This window comes from Streptomyces sp. NPDC044061 (assembly GCF_056434305.1).
In genome coordinates this window covers 292,176-312,782 of the sequence record NZ_JBWKFL010000010.1, presented here as the reverse complement: position 1 = coordinate 312,782, position 20,607 = coordinate 292,176, and the positions used below count along the sequence as shown (strand labels likewise).

At 74.7% G+C, this 20,607-nt stretch carries 2 protein-coding genes and 1 pseudogene (1 of these 3 cut by a window edge); all 3 read right to left on the bottom strand.

Going from position 1 to position 20,607, the window contains the following annotated elements; genetic code table 11:
• Window positions 1-177 precede the first annotated feature (177 nt).
• Window positions 178-6,159 (bottom strand): SDR family NAD(P)-dependent oxidoreductase, encoded by a 5,982-nt coding sequence (locus AC07CM_RS18790; RefSeq protein WP_478877507.1) that lies wholly within the window; start codon window positions 6,157-6,159, stop codon window positions 178-180.
• A gap of 37 nt (window positions 6,160-6,196) precedes the next feature.
• Window positions 6,197-11,515 (bottom strand): annotated as a pseudogene (locus tag AC07CM_RS18785) (type I polyketide synthase); the annotation flags it as partial.
• Between the two features lie 66 nt (window positions 11,516-11,581).
• Window positions 11,582-20,607, bottom strand: partial view of a type I polyketide synthase gene (locus AC07CM_RS18780; RefSeq protein WP_478877506.1) — the end only. The gene runs 18,718 nt beyond the window's last position; the window shows 9,026 of its 27,744 coding nt (coding positions 18,719-27,744); the start codon falls outside the window, past its right edge — the gene reads right to left on this strand; its stop codon occupies window positions 11,582-11,584.

Sequence of the window (20,607 nt, the reverse complement as noted above, 5' to 3'; positions counted from 1 at the left end):
CGAACACCATGCCTGGCCCCAACCGACCCGCACCGGCGTGCAAGCCATCCTCATCACAAGACCTCAACTCGCGGGCCCGTAATGCAACGGCATTGGGCCTAGGACGTCTTCCCTGCCGCACAGCGTGCGCCCGCTTCCTGCTCGCGGGCGCACGCTGTGTCTTTGTGTGGTTGTCCGTCACAGCGTGGTCAGCCACTCCTTCATGACGGTCGCCGTGACGTGGGAGTCCCGCTGCGCCAACGAGAAGTGGTCGGCGTCGATGGTGCGGACCGTCTCCGCGGGGACGAGCAGCTCCTGCTGCCCGTGCTCCACCCGCGTGTCGGGATCACCGAGCAGGGGCACGCTGCACCGCACCAGCAGCGTCGGCGCGGTGGTCGGCGGAACTTCCAGAGCGGACATGCGGTTGAGGTAGTGTGCCATGGCCGACAGCCGGTTGCTGTCCACCGTCACGGTGGCCGAGTCCGTCTCGCCCATGAACCTCCTGGCCAGCTGCCGGTAGTCAACGCTGTCCCCGTGCTCGTGCCGCAGGCTGAGCGTGTCGAGCATGATCACGCCGTCGGCGCGCACCCCCCACATGCTCTCCAGCAGCCCGGCCACCGCCAGGGCCAGCGCACCGCCCGACGAGTGGCCGACCAGCACGAACGGGGCCCCGTCGCTGGCGTGCAGCACACTTTCCGCGGCGGCCCGTGTGATGGCCCGGGCCGAGCGGGGCAGGCTCTCTCCGGCCGCGAACCCGACCAGCGGCAATGCCTGCACACCACGGTCGCCGCGGAAGTGGGCGGCGAGACGGGCGTACTGGTGCGCGCCGCCGACGGACACGGGTGAGCTGATGCAGATCAGCCGTGGCTCGGTCGGGCCGTCCGCGAGGGTGACGGGCTGGGGCAGCTCCTCCAGTTCGGCCGGCGCCTCGAACAGCGGGCGGGTGAGGGCGATGGCCTTGAGCAACTCCCAGCCCTCGTCGACCTTGCCCGCCCGGACCGCGTCGAAGTACAGCGTGCCGACGGTGTCGCCGGACCGCCCCGACGCGGCCGTCGGGACCGGCTCGATGTGATCGGCGAGCCGGCCACGCAGCCACCGGGCCAGTTCGGCGGGTGTCTTGTGGTCGAGTACGACCGTGCTGGGCAGCCGGAGACCGACCGTGCCGGCGAGCCGGTTGCGCAGCTCCACCGACATCAGCGAGTCGAAGCCGGCCTCCAGGAAGTCACGCTCCGGGTCCATGTCGCTCGCGTCGACGTGGCCGAGCACGGCCGCCGCGTAGTCGACGATCAGCTCACACAGCACCGTGTGCTGGTCGGCGGCGGAGAGGCCGCTCAGCCGCTCGCGCAGCGTCGCCGTGGACACCTCGGACGCGTCCGCGGCAGCCCGGCGGCGCGGTGCCCTCAGCAGGCCGCGCAGGATCGGGTGCGTGGCCGGTCCGCCCCGCACACCCGGCTTCACGGCCAGCGGCACGAGGAGCGCCTCGTCGGTGGCGGACGCGGCGTCGAACAGGGCCATGCCCTGTGCCACGGTGAGCGGCATCGAACCCGAGTTCGCCATCCGCCGCATCTCGGCCTGCGACAGCGCTCCCGTCATGCCGGCGTCCTGCGCCCACGCGCCCCACGCCAACGACAGCGCGGGACGCCCGGCGGCTCGGCGCCGGGCCGCGACGGCGTCCAAAGCGGCGTTGGCGGCCGCGTAGTTGCCCTGGCCGGCGCCACCCATCACGCCCGAGAGGGAGGAGTACAACACGAACACGTCAACGTCACCGACGAGTTCGTCGAGGTGCTGCGCCGCGTCCACCTTCGGCCGCAGCACGGCCGCCAGCCGGTCCGGCGTCAGCGTGCCGATCACGCCGTCGTCCAGCACGCCCGCCGTGTGCACGACCGCCCGGACCGGGTGCTCGGCCAGGAGGGCGGCCACCGCGTCACGGTCGGTCATGTCACACGCCACCAGCGTGACGTCAGCGCCCTGTTCGGTGAGCTCGGCCGCCAACTCCCGTGCACCCGGGGCCTCCGGGCCGCGCCGACTGACCAACAGCAGCTTGCGCACGTCCCGTTCCGCGACGAGGTGCCGGGCCAGCGCGCTCCCGAGGCCGCCGGTGCCGCCGGTGATGAGGACCGTGCCGTCCGGGTCCCACGTCCGGGGCTCCGGCGCGCTGCCGAACCTCGCCAGCCGGGCGACGGCGGCCACCCCGTCCGTGAGGACGGCCTGTGTCTCCTCCTCGTCCAGCAGGCCGGGCGCCGCGGCGACGAGCAGCCGGGACGCTTCCGTGTCGTCGACGTCGAGCAGCAGGAACCGACCCGGGTTCTCCGCCTGGGCCGCCCGCACGAGACCCCACACCCCGGCCGCGGGCACGTCCGCACCGGTCACCGCACCGGAGGTGACCAGCACGAGCGGCACATCGTCGGCACGCTCGTCGGCCAGCCAGGACGTGAGCAGGTCGAGCGCCGAGGCGGTGGCGTCCTGCACCGAATCGCCCCTGACGGGCGCGACCACGAGGTCGGGCCGCGTGGCCAGCACCGCGTCGGCGGTGTCGCCGCGGCCGAGGACGTCGCAGCCCGCGCGCGCCAGCGCGGCACCGAGGCCGCGGGTGTCGGCGCCGAGCACCGCCCATCGCCTGCCCGGCACCGGGGCGACGTCGACCGGCGTCCAGTCGAGGCGGAACAGCCAGTCGGACTCCGGCCGCACCGGCCCGGCGGCGACGAGCTCACGCAGCGCCAGCGACGCCACCGACACCACGGGACGGCCGGTCGGGTCGACCGCCCTGATGGAGACGGCGTCGCCGCCGAGCGAGCTGATCGCCACGCGCAGCAGCGCCGGCCCGGAGGCGTGCAGCGAGGCGCCCTCCCACGAGAACGGCGCCAGCACACGGCCGGCGGCTTGCGGCAGGAACGCCACCGCCTGCACCACCGAGTCGAGCAGTGCCGGGTGCACGCCGAAGTCCGCGGCGTCCCCGATCGAATGCGGCAGCGCCACCTCGGCGTACACGGTGTCGCCGGCCCGCCGGACCTCGCGCAGGCACTGGAACGCCGGGCCGTAGCCGGAGCCGTCGTAGTGCGCGCCGATGTCGACGGATTCGGCGTCACGCGGCGGCCACGCCAGGGTCGCGCCGGTCACGCCGCGGGTCGTGAGGGTGCCGGTGGCATGGGGCAGCCAGGCGGCACCGATGGTGTCCTGGCGGGAGAAGACGCCTACGCGGTGGCGTCCCCGCTCGTCGGCGGCGGCGACCCGCACCTGCACCGCGACCGAGCCGGTCTCGGGCAGGCCGAGCGGGGCCGCGATGGTCAGTTCCTCGACGGTGTCGCAGCCGGCCTCGTCGGCCGCGCGGAACGCCAACTCCGCGAAAGCGGTGGCCGGGAGCGCGACGGCGCCGGCCACGACGTGGTCCGCGAGCCACGGATGCGTGCGCAGCGACAGCCGTCCGGTCAGCACGGTGTCGCCGTCGGCGAGTTCGACGGCCGCGCCGAGCAGCGGGTGGGTCACCGAGCCGAGACCGGCGCCGGTGACGTCGGCAGCGGCCGAGCGGGCCTGTGGCCAGTAGCGGACGTTCTGGAAGGGGTAGGTCGGCAGATCCACCGGCCGCGCCGACGGCAGCACCGTACGCAGATCGACGGCGACGCCGCGGGTGTGCAGGGTGGCGAGCGCGGTGACGGCCGACTCCTCCTCCGGACGGTCCGGCCGCAGCATCGGCACCGTGGCCGCGGTATCGACCGTCGCTGCGATCATCGCGGACAGTGTGCCGTCGGGCCCCAGTTCCATGAACGTGGTCACACCGCCCTCGGCCATGGTGGTGACGGTCTCCAGGAACCGGACCGGCTCGCGGACGTGCCGCACCCAGTAGCCGGGGTCGGTCGGGGCGTCGGAGACCAGGCCGACCGTCGGCCGCGCGAACGAGATGTCGGCGATGGCGGCGGCGAAGCCGTCGAGCATCGGGTCCATCAGCGCCGAGTGGAATGCATGCGACACCGACAGCCGCTTGTGCTTCCAGCCTCTCTCGGCCGCCACGGCGGCGACCCGCTCCACCGCTGCCGTCTCGCCCGCGACGACGGTCGCCGACGGCCCGTTCACCGCCGCGACGGCCGCCCCCTCGCCGAGCACGGCGACCACGTCGGCCTCCGCCGCCGAGACGGCGAGCATCGCACCGCCCTCCGGCAGCGCATCCATCAGTTCCGCCCGCGCGGTCACGAGGCGGCAGGCGTCGGACAGCGACAACACGCCCGCGACGTGCGCGGCGGTGATCTCCCCCAGCGAGTGCCCGCCCACGGCGTCCGGTCGCACGCCCCACGACTCCACCAGCCGGTAGAGCGCCACCTCCAGCGCGAACAAGGCCGGCTGCGACCAGCGGGTGCGGTCGATCGCCTCGGCGTCCGAGCCCCACATCACGTCGCGGACCTCGGTGCCCAGCTCCGTGACGACGGCGTCGAACGCCTCGGCGAAGACCGGGAAACGCTCGTACAACTCGCGGCCCATGCCCAGGCGCTGCGAGCCCTGGCCGGTGAAGACGATCCCGAGCCGCCCGCGCTGCACCGTGCCGGCCACGACGCTCTGCGCCGCGCCGCCGGCGGCCCACGCGGAGAGCGCGTCGGCCAGGTCGCGCCGCGTGCGGCCGGTCGCCACCACACGGTGCTCGAACCGAGTTCGGGCGGCAAGCGCCGCGGCGACGTCCGCGGCGCACCAGTCCGGCTCGCGCCGGGCGCGCTCCACCAACGCGGTCACCTGATCGCGGAGCGCCGCGGCGGTCTTCGCCGACAGCGCCCACGGAATCACCGAGGTCTCCGGCGCACTCTCCGCGGGGTCCGCGGGGTCCTGCGTGGGCGCCTGCTCCAGGATCGTGTGCGCGTTGGTGCCGCTCACGCCGAACGACGACACACCGGCCCGGCGCGGGCGTCCGGTCTCCGGCCACGGCATGGCGACCGTCGCCAGCCGGACCGCGCCCTGCGTCCAGTCCACGTGGGACGAGGGCGCGTCCACGTGCAGCGTCTGCGGGACGACGCCGTGCCGCATCGCCATGACCATCTTGATGACGCCGGCCGCGCCGGCCGCGGCCTGCGTGTGGCCGATGTTGGACTTCACGGAGCCGAGCAGCACCGGCCGCTCGCGGTCCTGGCCGTAGGTGGCGAGCAGGCTCTGCGCCTCGATCGGGTCGCCGAGCCTGGTACCGGTCCCGTGCGCCTCGACCACGTCGACATCGCCCGCGGTCAGGCCGGCGCCGGCCAGCGCCTGCTGGACGACCCGCTGCTGGGACGGCCCGTTGGGGGCGGTGAAGCCATTGGAAGCGCCGTCCTGGTTGACGGCGGAGCCGCGCACCACCGCCCAGACGGGGTGGCCCAGCCGCTGAGCGTCGGACAGCTTCTCCACCACGAACATGCCGACGCCCTCGGACCAGCCGGTGCCGTCCGCGGCGTCCGCGAACGCCTTGCACCGCCCGTCCGACGCGAGCGCTCCCTGGCGGGTGAAGCCGGCGAACCGGAGCGCGGTCGACATCACCGTGACGCCGCCGGCCAGTGCGAGGTCGCACTCCCCGGCCCGTAGCGCCTGCGCCGCCAGGTGCAGTGCCACCAGCGACGACGAGCAGGCGGTGTCCACGGTGACCGCGGGGCCCTCGAGGCCGAACGTGTAGGAGAGGCGGCCGGCGATCGCGCTCGCCGCGATGCCCGTGCCGGCGTGCCCCTCCGCGTCCTCGACGGAGTCCAGCACCAGCGAGGCGTAGTCCTGCCCGTCGGTGCCGGCGAACACCGCGGTGCGGCTGCCGCGCAGCGACGCCGGGTCGATGCCGGCCCGCTCGAACGCCTCCCACGACGTCTGCAGCAGCAGCCGCTGCTGCGGGTCGAGCACCACGGCCTCACGCGGCGAGATGCCGAAGAAGGCAGCGTCGAATCCGGCGACGTCGTGCAGGAAGCCGCCGCGCAGCGTGGCGCTGTGGCCGGGGCCCTCGCCCGAGAGCAGGTCCAGGTCCCAGCCGCGGTCGGTCGGGAAGGGCACGATCCCCTCGCGACCGTCGGCGACCAGCTCCCACAGCTGCTCGGGGGTGGTGACGCCGCCGGGTAACCGACAGGCCATGCCCACGATCGCGACGGGCTCGTGGTGGCCGGACTCGGCCTCTTCCAGTCGGCGCCGGGTCCGGTGCAGATCGGCCGTCACCCATTTCAGGTACTCGACCAGCTTGGTGTCGTCCGCCATCGCAAATGGCTACCTTTCGGTGCGGAATGTAGGGAGTTCAGCGGTCGTTGATCCGGCCGAGCTCGTGGTCGATGAAGGCGAGGATCTCGTCGGTGCTGGCCGAGGAGATCTGTTCCGTGACGGCCTCGGCGTCGGGCGTCGGGTCGACGCCGGCCCACTGCGCCGCGAGGCCTCGCAGCCGGGCCGTGATGCCGGCGCGTGTGATCGGGTCGGGGTCGGCGCCCGCGAGCGCGGACTCCAGCCGGTCCAGCTCCGCCAGTGGGTTCGGGGCCGGGGCCTTGGCGGTCGTCGCGCCGCTGAGCCGGGACAGCAGGTGGTCCGCGAGCGCGGCGGGCGTCGGGTAGTCGAACACCAGGGTCGCGGACATCCGCAGCCCGGTGGCCGTCGTGAGCCGGTTGCGCAGCTCCACGGCGGTCAGCGAGTCCATGCCGAGGTCGCGGAACTCGCGGTCATCGGCGACGCCGTCCGTGGAGTCGTGCGCCAGCACCGCCGCCACCTCGGCACGCACCAGGTCCAGGACGAACCGCGTGCGCGCCTGCTCGTCCAGGCCTGCGAGCCGGTCCGTGACCGGCGCCGTCGGGGCCGCATGGGCCGACGGGCGTCGGCGTCGCGTGCGCACGAGGCCGCGCAGCAGCGGATGGGGGGTGCCGCTGCGGGCGCCGGGGCGTACGGCCAGCGGCACCAGCACCGGCTCGTCGGTGGCGACGGCCGCGTCGAAGAGCGCCAGGCCCTGCGGCACCGTGAGCGGCGCGGAGCCGGAATCCGCCATGCGCTTGAGGTCGGCCTCGGTCAGCGCACCGGTCATGCCGGCGTCCTGCGTCCACGGGCCCCACGCCAGCGACAGCGCGGTCCGACCGTCCGCACGGCGCTCGCGGGCGAGCGCGTCGAGGGCGGCGTTCGCGGCGGAGTAGTTGCCCTGGCCGGGGCTGCCGAGCGTACCCGCGACGGAGGAGAACAGGACGAACGCGTCCAGGTCCTCCGTCAGCTCGTGCAGGTGCCGTGCGGCGTCCACCTTGGGCCGTAGCACCCCGTCGAGCCGCTCCGGGGTGAGCGTGGTGACGACGCCGTCGTCCAGCAGACCCGCGGCATGCACCACGGCGGTGACCCTGCGCCCCTCGAGCACGGCGGCCAGGGCGTCGCGGTCCGCGACATCGCAGGCGACGATGTCGACGTGCGCGCCGTGACCGGTGAGCTCGGCCGCCAGCTCGCTCGCGCCGGGCGCCCGGAGGCCGCGCCTGCTGAGGAGCAGCAGCTTGCGCACGCCGTGCTCCGCGACGAGGTGCCGGGCCAGCTGCGCGCCGAGGCCGCCGGTGCCGCCGGTGACGAGCACCGTGCCGTCGGGGTGCCACTCGGACGGCCGCTCCGCGCCCGCGAACCGGGCCAGCCGGCCGACCTTCACGGTGCCGCCCTCGATGACGGCTTGGGTCTCCCCCGCCGCCACCAGTTCCGGTGCCACCGCGAGCAGCGGCCACTCATCGGCAGCGGCGTCGAGCAGCAGGAAGCGTCCCAGGTGCTCGGCCTGTGCGGTCCGCACCAGACCCCCCACGGCGGCGGCCGGAACGTCCGCGCCGGACACCGCGCCGTCGGTCACGAACACCAGCGGCACGTCCTCGGCGCGCCGGTCGGCGAGCCACTCCTGGACCAGGCCGAGCGCCCGCGTCGTCGCATCGAGCACGTCGGCGCCCGTGACCGGCGCGAAGACCACGTCCGGTCCGGCGGCGAGCGCGGCGTCGACGGTGTCGTACCGCACCGCGCCGGCGAGTCCGCCCGGGTCCGCGCCGAGCACCACGAAAGCACCGGTCACCGGCCGTACGGCGAACGGTGTCCAGTCGACGCGGAACAGCCAGTCGGGGCGTCGCGCGGTGTCCTCCTCCGACGGCGCACGCAGCACCAGCCTGCCCACGGTCACCACCGGCCGGCCCGCGCCGTCCACGGCCTCGATGCCGACGGCCCCCTGGCCGCCGCGGGTGAGCCGAACGCGCAGCGTGGTCGCGCCCGTGCGATGCAGGGCCACGTCCTCCCACGAGAACGGCAGTACGCCACGGCCGCCGTCCGGGGACTCGACCCAGCCGACGGCATGCAGCACGGCGTCCAGCAGCGCCGGGTGCATGCCCATCCGGTCCGCACCACGGCCCGTGGCCGGCAGTGCCACCTCCGCGAACGCCTCGCCGTCCCGCCGCCACACCGCGCGCAGGCCCTGGAAGGCCGGCCCGTAGTCACCACGGTCGTAGAAGCCGGCCAGGTCGACCTGATCGGTGCCCGGCGGCGGCCACGCCGACGCGAAGTCGGTGCCGGCGTCAGGGCTTCCGGTCCCGAGCGTGCCCGCGGCGTGCTGGAGCCATTCGCCGGCGTGTTCGGCGTCGCGGGAGTAGATGCCCACCGACCGGCGGCCGTCCTCGTCACCCGCGCCCACCCGCACCTGGACGGCGACGGCGCCGTGCCGGGACAGCTCCAACGGCACCGACAGCGTCAGCTCTTCGACGAGATCCGCGCCGACCTCGTCGGCGGCGCGCAGCGCCAGCTCCGCGAAGCCTGTGCCGGGGAACAGGATCCGGCCCAGGATGACGTGGTCCGCGAGCCACGGCTGGGTGGCCGGCGAGAGCCGGCCGGTGAGCACCACACCGCCGTCGCCGGCCAGTTCCACGGACGAACCGAGCAGCGCGTGGCCGAGCGCCGACTGGCCGACAGACGCGACGTCGCCGCCCACACCGCCGTCCGGCCAGAACCGGGAGCGCTGGAACGCATACGTGGGCAGCTCCACCGGACGTGTCCCGAGCGGCGCGAAGAACGCGTCCCACGCGACGTGCTCGCCGCGTGCGGACAGTCTCGCGAGCGCGCTCACCACGGTGGTCTCCTCGTCGCGGCCCGCACGCAGCACGGGGATGGCGGTGACGGGATCCGGCGCGGTGTCCTGCACCATCGCGCACAGCGTTGCGTCGGGTCCCAGCTCCAGGAAGGTCGTCGCCCCGGCGGCGAGCAACGCGCGCACGCCGTCGGCGAACCGGACCGGTCGTCGCACGTGCGCCACCCAGTAGGCGGCGTCCCGGATCTGCGCCGCCTCCGCGACGCCGCCGGTCACGGACGACACCAGCGGGATCCGCGCGTCGCCGAACTCGATGTCCGCGATGGCGTCGGCGAAGTCGCTCAGCATCGGGTCCATGAGTGCCGAGTGGAAGGCATGCGACACCGTGAGCCGCTTGTGCTTCCAGCCGCGCTCGTCGGCCGCGCCGGCGACCCGCTCGACCGCGTCCTCGGCGCCGGCGACGATCACCGCCGTCGGGCCGTTGACCGCCGCCACCGACACCGCTGCGTCCAGCAGCGACGCGACCTCCTCCTCGGTCGCCGCCACGGCGAGCATCGCGCCGCCGTCCGGCAGCGCACCCATCAGCACGGCGCGGGCGGCGACCAGTCGGCACGCGTCGGCGAGGCTCAGCACCCCGGACACGTGCGCGGCGGTGATCTCACCGAGCGAGTGGCCGGCGACGAGGTCGGCCTGCACGCCCCAGGACTCGACGAGCCGGTGGAGCGCCACCTCTACGGCGAACAGGGCGGGCTGCGACCAGTTCGTGCTGTTCAGGGTGTCGGCGTCGGTACCCCAGAGGACGTCACGGACCGAGCCGGGCAGATGGTGGTCCAGCTCGGCGGCGACCTCGTCGAAGGCCCTGGCGAACGCCGGGAACCGGGCGTGCAGTTCGCGGCCCATGCCGAGCCGCTGCGCGCCCTGGCCGGTGAACAGCACGGCCAGCTTCCCCGTCCGCGCGGCTGTGTCCGACACCACGCCCGGCGCGGGGTCGCCCGACGCCCACGCCGACAGCGCCGCCGCGAGGTCCGTGGTGTCCCGGCCGACGGCGGCGACACGGTGTTCGTGGGCGGTACGGCCGGTGGCCAGCACTGCGGCCACGTCGGCGGCGCTCGTCGTCACCGCGACGTTCGCGACCAGCCGCGCGACCTGGTCCCGCAGTGCGGGCAGTGTCCGACCGGACACGACCCACGGCACCACCGCGTCGCGCACCGGGCCCTGCTCGGCCGGCGCCGGCTCGGGCGCCTGCTCCAGGACGGTGTGCGCGTTGGTGCCGGAGATGCCGAACGACGACACGGCGGCATGGCGGGGCCGTCCCGTATCCGGCCAGGGCACTTCCTCGGTCAGCAGCTCGACCGAGCCCGCCGACCAGTCCACGTGCGATGACGGATTGCGCGCGTGCAGGGTGCGCGGGAGCACGCCGTGCCGCATCGCCTGAACCATCTTGATCACGCCTGCGACGCCCGCGGCGGCCTGTGTGTGCCCGATGTTCGACTTCACGGAACCCAGCAGCAGCGGGCGTTCCCGGTCGCGGCCGTACGTCGCCAGCAGCGCCTGCGCCTCGATCGGGTCGCCGAGCGCGGTGCCCGTGCCGTGCGCCTCCACGGCGTCGACGTCGTTCTCGGTGAGCCGGGCGTCGGCCAGCGCCGCGCGGATCACTCGCTGCTGCGACGGCCCGCTCGGCGCGGTGAAGCCGTTGGACGCGCCGTCCTGGTTGACGGCCGAGCCGCGCACCACCGCGAGCACCGGGTGGTTGTTGCGGCGGGCGTCGGACAGCCGCTCCAGCAGAAGCATGCCGGCGCCCTCGGCCCAGCCGGTGCCGTCGGCCTCGTCGGCGAACGCCTTGCAGCGCCCGTCCGGGGCGAGGCCGCCCTGCTTGGAGAACTCCACCAGCGCGCCCGGCGTGCTCATCACGTTCACACCGCCGGCCAGCGCCAGCGTGCACTCGCCGGCGCGCAGCGCCCGCGCCGCCCAGTGCAGTGCCACCAGCGACGACGAACACGCCGTGTCCACCGTGATCGCCGGCCCCTCGAGGCCCAGCGTGTAGGAGAGCCGGCCGGACATCGCGCTCGCCGCTATGCCGGTGCCCACCTCACCCGTGCTCTGCGCGGCAGAGCGCACCATCAGGTAGGCGTAGTCCTGGCCGTTGGTGCCGACGAACACGCCGGTCCGGCTGCCGCGCAGCGACGCCGGGTCGACGCCGGCTCGTTCCAGCGCCTCCCACGAGGTCTCCAGCAGCAGCCGCTGCTGCGGATCCATCGCCAGCGCCTCGCGCGGCGATATGCCGAAGAAGGCGGCGTCGAAGTCGGCGGCATCCGGCAGGAACCCGCCGAGCAGCGTGGTGTCGCCGACCGCCAGTTCCCCGATGTCCCAGCCACGGTCGGCGGGGATCGGCGTGATGGCGTCGTCGCCGGCGGCGACGAGCCGCCACAGGTCCTCGGGCGAGGTGACGCCGCCCGGGAACCGGCACGCCATACCGACGATCGCGATCGGCTCGGTGGTGGCGGAGACCAGCCGCTGGTTCTGCCTGCGCAGCCGCTCGGTCTCCTTCACGGCCGCCCGCAACGCCTCGACGACCTTGTCGGTGCTGTCCTTGGGTGTAGACACCGGATCTTCCCTCCCTCAGTCGACCGTCAGATCGGACGAGCCGTCCAGCGCGGCTCGGACCAGGTCGTCCACGGTCATCTCGTCGACGTCCACCTGCTCGGCGGCGTCGTCCGGTTCGCCGCTGTCAGCCGGCTGGGTGCCGCGGCCGGTCAGTTGCAGCAGGGGTTCCAGCACGCCGATCTCGCGGAGCCGGGCGAGCGACACGGAGGCGAGCAGCGAACGGACGGCCACCTCGTCGCCGTCGGCCACGGCGCCGTCGGTCTCCTCGTCCAGCCCGAGTTCGTCGAGCAGGTACACGGTCATCGCCGAGGGCGTCGGCTGGTCGAACACCAGCGTGGACGGCAGGGTCAGCCCGGTCGCGGCGGTGAGCCGGTTGCGCAACTCGACGCCGCTCAGCGAGTCGAAGCCCATGTCACGGAACGCCCTGTCGGGTCCGACCAGCTCGGCGTCGGCGTGGCCGAGCACCGCGGACGCGCTGTCCTGCACCAGCCGCAGCACCTGCTCACGGCGCCGCACCGGCGTCAGGCCGGCGAGCCGCGTCAGCAGCCGCGGCGCCTCCTCCTGCCGCCGCGCCGGGGTGCCGTGGCCCTCGCCGCCGGGCAGTTCCTGGAGCAACGTCCGCAGGCGGGACCCCGTGGCGCCGCGCAGGAACGCCGCGGCGCTCACTCGGGCCACCACCGCGGCCGCCACCGGCTCCGCGACGAGTTGCCGCAGCGCCGTCACGGCCAGCGCCGGGTCCATCGCGCCGACGCCGGTGCGCTGCGCGCCCTCCTCGGCACGTGCGGTGGCGGCCATGCCGCCGCCGTCCCAGGCGCCCCACGCGATCGACGTGGCCGGGAGTCCCTTCGACCGGCGCTGCTCGGCCAGCGCGTCCAGCACGGCGTTCGCGGCGGCGTAGTTGGCCTGGCCGGGGTTGCCCACCGCGCCCGATGCCGACGAGAACAGCACGAATCCGGTCAGGTCGAGATCACGCGTCAGCTCGTCGAGCAGTAGCGCCGAGGTCACCTTGGCGCGGAACACGTCCTGGAAGCGGTCCGGCGTCAGGGCGTCGACGACGCCGTCGTCCAGCACGCCCGCCGTGTGCACGACCGCGGTCAGCGGGTGTTCGGCCGGGATACCGTCCAGCAGCGCGGCCAGGCCGGCCCGGTCGGCCACATCGCACGCCGCGACGGTGACCTGCGTGCCGAGGCCCTCCAGTTCCGCCCGCAGTTCGGCGGCACCCGGCGCGGCCTCGCCGCGACGGCCGGCGAGCAGCACGTGCGGCACGCCCGCCGCGGCGAGCGACCTGGCGACGTGCGCGGCCAGCGCTCCGGTGCCGCCGGTCACCAGGACCGTGCCGTCCGGCGTCCACAGGCGGCCCGGGTCGGCCGCCGCCGCCGGCACGAGCCGGCGGCCGAACACCGCGCCCGGCCGCACCGCGACCTGGTTTTCACCGCCCTCACCGGACAGCGCACCCGGCAGCCGGGTCGCCGTGGCCCCGTCCAGAAGGGACGGCAGGTCCACGAGACCGCCCCAGCGATCGGGGTGTTCGAGAGCCACGACGCGCCCGAGGCCCCACACCGCCGCCTGCACCGGGTGCGTCAACGGCTCGTCGGCGTCCACCGACACCGCGCCACGGGTCGCGCACCACAGCGGCGCGGTGATGCCGGCGTCGCCGAGGGCCTGCACGAGCGCGGTGGTCAGCAGCGCGCCGTTCGGTACGGCGCCGACGATCGTCTCGTCCAGCGCCAGCAGCGACAGGACGCCCGCGACCCGCGTGCCGTCCACGGCCTCACGCAGCCGTACGGCCACCCGCTCGCGATCGGTGTCGCCGATCTCGACCCGGACCGTGTCCGGGCCGAGCGCGCCGACCACGGTGTCCGCCCAGGCGTCGCCGACCCGGTCGGCCGGCAGCACCGCGAGCCACGTGCCCGTGACGGCGGTACGGCGTCCGGCGACGGGGCGCCAGGCGATCCGGTGCCGCCAGCTGTCCACCGTGGACTGCTCGTCCCTCGCGCGCCGCCAGTCGAGCAGCTTCGGCATGACCTTCGCCAGCGCCTCGCCGTCGACGTCGAGCATGGACTCCAGCGCTTCGAGGTCGGTGTCCTGAACGGCAGCCCAGAACCCGTCGTCGTCCGGTCGGCCGACTGGCGACGTCGTGGTCGGCGTGGTCTCCGGCCAGAACCTCTCGTGCTGGAAGGGGTAGGTGGGCAGCCCGATCCTCCGGGCGCCGGCGTGCACGGCGGCCCAGTCGACGCGCACGCCCCGCGTGAACAGCGTGCCGACTGCCGCGGCCAGCGCCGCGTCCTCGTCCCGGTCGCGGCGCAGCGAGGCCACCGCGACCGGTCCCGCGCCGTTCATCGCGATGGTGTCCTGCGCCATCGCGGTGAGCACACCGTCGGGGCCGATCTCCAGGAACGTCGTGACGCCGCGGGCCAGCAAGGTCCGCACGCCGTCGGCGAACCGGACCGCGTCGCGGACGTGCCGTACCCAGTACGCCGGGTCGGTGACGAGGTTCCCCGGCTCGACGACCACGCCGGTGAGCGTGGAGACCAGCCGGATCGTCGGAACGTGGTAGGTCACCTGGTGGGCGAGGCGCTCGAAGTCGGCGAGCATCGCGTCCATGTGCGGGGAGTGGAACGCGTGGCTGACGTTGAGCCGCCTGGTCCTGCGTCCCCGGCGCGCGAAGTGCGCGGCGACCGCGTCGGCCGCGTCGGCGTCACCGGCGATCACCACCGCCTCGGGGCCGTTCACGGCCGCGATGGACACGGCATCGGTGAGCAGCGGGATCACCTCGTCCTCGGACGCCTGCACGGAGACCATCGCGCCGCCGGTCGGCAGCGCCTCCATCAGCCGCCCGCGGGCAGCGACCAGCGCCGCCGCATCGGCCAGCGAGAACACACCGGCCACGTGGGCCGCAGCCAGCTCGCCGACGGAGTGCCCGGCCAGGAAGTCGGGCTTGATGCCCCACGACTCCACCAGCCGGTACAGGGCCACCTCCAGCGCGAACAGCGCGGTCTGGGTGAACTCCGTGCGGTCGAGCGCGCCGTCCGTGCCGTCCCACATCACCTGCCGCAGCGGCTGTGCCAGATGCGGGTCCAGCTCCGCGACGACCGCGTCGAACGCTTCGGCGAACACCGGGTACAGCTCGTACAGGCGACGGCCCATGCCGGCGCGCTGCGCGCCCTGTCCGGTGAACAGGAACGCCACTGCGCCGCTGCCGGCGCGATCCGTGAGCACGGCCGCCGACGGCGTGCCCTCGGCGAGGGCGGTGAGCCCGGCCCGCAGGGTGTCGACGTCTGCCGCGAGCACGGCGGCGCGCCGGTCGAACATGCTGCGGGTGGTACCGAGGGAGAGCCCCAGGTCCGGCAGCGAAGTGACGTCCGTGTCGAGCAGCCGGCGGGCCTGATCGCGCAGTGCCGCACCGGTCACCGCGGAGAGGGGCAACGCCAGTACCCCGTGCGGTCGTTCGGAGACGGTCTCGGTCGCCGCCGGCGGCGCCTGTTCCAGGATCAGGTGCGCGTTGGTGCCGCTGGCGCCGAAGGACGACACCGCCGCGCGGCGAGCCCGATCGGTCTCCGGCCAGGCCGCCGCCTCGGTGACGAGCCGCACCGCACCGGACGACCAGTCCACGTGCGAGGACGGCTCGCCGACGTGCAGGGTCCGTGGCAGCATGCCGTGCCGCATGGCCAGCACCATCTTGATGACACCGGCGACACCGGACGCGGCCTGGGTGTGGCCGATGTTCGACTTCACGGAACCGAGCAGCAGCGGGCGTTCCCGGTCGCGGCCGTACGTCGCCAGCAGCGCCTGCGCCTCGATCGGGTCACCCAGCTTGGTGCCGGTGCCGTGCGCCTCCACGGCGTCCACGTCGGACGGTGCCAGGCCGGCAGCGGCCAGCGCCCGGCGGACGACCCGTTGCTGCGCGGGGCCGCTCGGCGCGGTCAGGCCGTTGGAAGCGCCGTCCTGGTTGATGGCGGAGCCGCGCAGGATCGCCAGCACCTCGTGGCCGCTGCGCCGCGCGTCGGACAGCCGCTCGAGAACGACCATGCCCACGCCCTCGGCCCAGCCGGTGCCGTCCGCCGCGTCGGAGAACGCCTTGCAGCGGCCGTCCGGCGACAGCGCGCCGAGGTCGGTGAACTCCACGAAGTTGACCGGCGTGGACATCACCGCCACGCCACCGGCCAGTGCCAGGTCCGTCTCGCCGGACCGCAGCGCCTGGGCCGCCAGGTGCATCGCGACCAGGGACGACGAGCACGCCGTGTCCACCGAGACGGTCGGTCCCTCGAGGCCGAAGGTGTAGGCGAGGCGGCCGGACAGCAGGCTCGCCGACTGCGCGGTCTGCCAGTCACGCCCCTCCGCGACGGGCCGGTAGTCGCCGCTGATGCCGCCGACGTACACGCCGGTGTCCGAGCCCCGCAGCCCGGCCGGGTCGACGCCGGCTCGCTCCAGCGCTTCCCACGCCGACTCCAGCACCAACCGCTGCTGCGGGTCCATGATGACCGCCTCGCGCGGTGAGATACCGAAGACCGCCGGGTCGAAGTCGGCCGCTTCGGCGAGGAATCCGCCGGCGCGTGCCACCGTGCGCGGGCGGCCCTCCGCTCCCGGTTCGAACAGCCCGGCCAGGTCCCAGCCGCGGTCCGTGGGCATGGGGCCGATGGCGTCGGTGCCCGCGACGATCAGTTCCCACAGCTCTTCCGGCGACCCCACACCACCCGGGTAGCGGCAGGCCATGCCGACGATGACCACCGGGTCGTCGTCGGCGGCCACGGCGCGCACCGGCGCGAGGTCCTCGGTCCGCTCGCCGAGCAGTTCGGCGAGCAGGTGGTCGGCCAGCACGGCCGGCGTCGGGTGGTCGAAGGCCAGGGTGGCCGGCAGCGGCAGCCCGCTCAGCTCGCTGAGCTGGTCGCGGAGGTCCACCGCGGTCAGCGAGTCGATGCCGAGGTCCTTGAACGGCAGGTCCGGGTCGATCGCCGTGCCGCCCGCATGGCCGAGCACCGCGGCCACCCGGTCGCGGACCAGGGTGCGCACCTCAGGGGCGCGATCCTGTTCGGGCAGGGTGAGCAGGCGGTCGCGCAGACCGTGCCCCGCCGGTTCGGCGACGGCGGCCTCCGGCAGCTCGGTGAACAGCCTGCTGGGCCGGGTTCGCGCGAAGGCGGGGGCGAAGGTCTCCCATGCCACGTCGGCGACCGTCACGTCGACGGCGCCGCCGAGCACGCCGTCCAGGGCGGCGAGCGCCCGGCCGGGCTCCATGGCCGGCAGGCCGTTGAGGTGCAGGTGCCGGGCCATCCCGTCGCCCTCGCTGCCGGCCCAGGCGCCCCACGCCACCGCGACTCCGGCCAGTCCACGGGCCCGTCGCGCGGCGGCGACGGCCTCGCGCCGCGCGTCGGCGGCGGCCTGCCCGGCCCGGTCCCGCACGCCCCAGGTACCGGCGACCGACCCGAACAGCACGAACGCGTCGAGCGGGGTGTCGTCCAGCAGTGCGGCCAGGTTGTCGGCTCCGGCGTCGCCGGTGACGAAAACCGTCGAGACCGTGTGCTCGGCGAGCAGCGCGGCCAGCGCGTCCCGGTCCTCGGGGTCCACATCGGACGCCGTGACCGGCACGCCCAGGTCGCCGGGGTCGCTGCCGAGCAGCAGCAGGCCCGGCACCCGACGGTCGGCCAACCAGCGCGCCGTGCGCGCACCTTCGGGGGTGTCCGCGCCGGTGACGAGCACCGTGCCGGTGGCGATCCATTCCGCGGCGAGACCCGCGGCACGGACCAGCCGGCGGCCCAGCACGCCGTGCTCGCGCACGGCGACGTTGTCCTCCGCTCCGCCGAGCGCCGACCTGACGTGCTCGACGGTGGTCGTCGTCACCGGGCCGGACAAGTCGAGCAGGCCACCCCAGCGGTCGGCGTGGTCGAGGGCCGCGACCCGGCCGGCGCCCCACAGCGCGGCGCGAGCGGGCACCGGTTGCTCACCGTCGACGACGGCGACGGCCCCGCGCGTCACGAGCCAGACCGGGAGCCCGGTTCCCTCGAACGCTGCCAGCAGCGCCTCGGGCCACGCCTCGTCGGGGACGTCGTCGCTGTCGGTGGCGGCGAGCAGGGAAAGGATCCCGGCGAAACCGTCGGTGTCGGGGAGGTCCGCGCCCGGCACCACGGGCACCACGTCCAGCGCCGCCACGACGGAGGCCACGGTCTCGTCCGCCTGCCAGCCGGCCGGCACAAGTGCCAGCCACCGCCCGTCGCCGGGTTCGTGCCGGACGGGACGCCATGCGACGCGGTAGCGCAGGCCGGCCGTGGCCGCACGGTCGCGGCGACGGCGACGCCACTGCGACAGCGCCGGCACCACCGCGGAGAGCTCGGTGCCTTGGAGTTCCAGGGCCGATGCCAGGGTGTCGAGGTCGGCACGCTCGACCGCCGCCCAGAACTCCGCGTCCACGGGATCGGCCGCGGTGACGGGCGCCGCCGTCGGCCAGAACCGCTCGCGTTGGAACGCGTAGGTGGGCAGGTCGATGGTGCGTGCGCCGCTGCCGGCGAAGTACGCCGTCCAGTCGATGTCGACACCCTGCGCGTACAGGCGCGCCAGCGCCGTGACGACAGCGCGTTCCTCGCCCCGGTCGCGACGCAGCGCCGCCACAAGGGTGGCCTCGGCGCCACGCTCCAGCACGGTCTCGGCCGCCATCGCGGAGAGCACGCCGTCCGGGCCGAGTTCGAGCAGGGCCGTCACGCCCGCGTCGAGCAGCGTCGCCACGCCGTCGCCGAACCGCACCGCCTCGCGGACGTGCCGGACCCAGTACTCCGGCGTGGCCAGCTCGTCGCCGGCGATACCGCCGGACACGTTGGACACCACCGGAATCTGCGCCGGGGCGAAGGACAAGCCTTCGACCACGGAGCGGAACTCGGCCAGCATCGGGTCCATGAGCGGTGAGTGGAACGCGTGCGACACCCGCAGTTCACGGGACCGCGTGAACCGCGCCGCCACCGTGGCGACCGCCTCGGTCTCACCGGCGACCACAACGGCCCGCGGGCCGTTGACGGCCGCGACCACCGCACCGTCGACGAGCTCGGCGCGGACCTCGTCCTCGCCGGCCTCGATCGCCGTCATACCGCCGCCGGCCGGCAGCGCGGCCATCAGCCGTGCCCGTGCCGAGACCAGTGCCGCCGCGTCGGCCAGCGTCAGCACGCCGGCCACATGTGCCGCCGTGATCTCACCGACGGAGTGACCGGCGACGAAGCCGGGCTCGACGCCCCACGACTCCATCAGGCGGTACAGCGCCACTTCCACCGCGAACAGCGCCGGCTGCGTCCACCCGGTGCCGTTCAGGGCGTCGGCGTCCGAGCCCCACATCACGGCACGGACGTCGGCCTCCAGCTCCGTGACCACCGCGTCGAACGCCTCCCGGAACACCGGGAACCGTGCGTACAGCTCACGCCCCATGCCCAGCCGCTGCGAACCCTGACCGGAGAACACGACCGCCAGTGCGCCGCCGCGTGCCGTGCCGGTGACCGTCTCCACGACACCGTCGGGTGCGGACAGCAGCACCGCGCGGTGGGCGAGGTGGGCGCGGGTGCTGACCAGCGACCACGCCACGTCGACCCGCTCGTGGTCGGTGACGAAGGCTTCCAGCCGCCCGCGCTGCGCGTCCAGCGCCTCGCGGGTGCGCGCCGACACCGGCCACGGCAGGATCTCCGGGCTGACGGAGCGGGCGGCCGGCTCCGCCTCCGGTGCCTGCTCGACGACCACGTGCGCGTTGGTGCCGGAGATGCCGAACGCCGACACTCCGGCCCGGCGCGGGCAGCCGGTCTCCGGCCACGCGGTCGAGTCGGTGACGAGTTCGACCGCGCCGGCCGACCAGTCGACGTGTGAGGACGGCGGGTCCGCGTGCAGGGTCGGCGGCACGATGCCGTGCTGCATCGCCATGACCATCTTGATGACGGCGGCCGCACCCGCAGCGGCCTGGGTGTGACCGATGTTCGACTTCACGGAGCCGAGCAGCAGCGGCGTCTCGCGGTCCCGGCCGTAGGTGGCCTGCAGTGCGTGCGCCTCGATCGGGTCGCCGAGCGAGGTGCCGGTGCCGTGCGCCTCGACCGCGTCCACGTCCCTCATGGACAGACCGGCGTCGGCGAGCGCGGCGCGGATGACCCGCTGCTGCGACGGGCCGCTGGGCGCGGTCAGACCGTTGGACGCGCCGTCCTGGTTGATGGCGGTGCCGCGCACCAGGCCCAGCACGTGGTGGCCGTTGGCCCGCGCGTCGGACAGCCGCTCCAGCACCAGGACGCCGACGCCCTCGGCCCAGGCGGTGCCGTCCGCGTCGTCGGCGAACGACCGGCACCGACCGGTCGGCGACAGGCCGCCCTGTGTGGTGAACTCCATGATCGAGTCCGGTGTGGACATCACGGACACGCCACCCGCCAGCACGAGCGAGCATTCGCCGGAGCGCAGCGCGCGCGTGCCCCAGTGCATCGACACCAGCGACGAGGAGCACGCCGTGTCGACGGTCACGGCCGGGCCCTGAAGACCCAGCGTGTACGACAGCCGGCCGGACAGGATGCTCGCCGTGTTGCCGGTGGCGGCGTGACCGCGCACGTCCTCGGTGGCGGTCCGCAGGACGGTCAGGTAGTCCTGCCCGTTGGTGCCGACGAACACCCCGGTCTGCGAGCCGCGCAGTGCGGTGGGGTCGATGCCGGCGCGCTCCACCGCCTCCCACGCCGCCTCCAGCAGCAGCCGCTGCTGCGGGTCCATCGCCAGGGCTTCGCGCGGCGAGATGCCGAAGAACGCCGCGTCGAAGTCGGCGGCGCCATCGAGGAAACCACCCTCCATGCTGGCCGCCGCACCCGCCGCGAGGGCGGCCAGGTCCCAGCCGCGGTCCGTGGGGAACGCCCCGATGCCGTCCTGGCCGCCGGCGACGAGCTCCCACAGCTCCTCGGGCGAGTTGACGCCGCCCGGGAAGCGGCAGGCCATGCCGACGATGGCGATCGGTTCGTCGTCCGCGGGGCGCGTCGTGGCCACGGCCGCCGGCACCTCCGCGTTCCCGAGGATCTCGGCGAGCAGGAAGTCCACCAGGTCCGTCGGCGTCG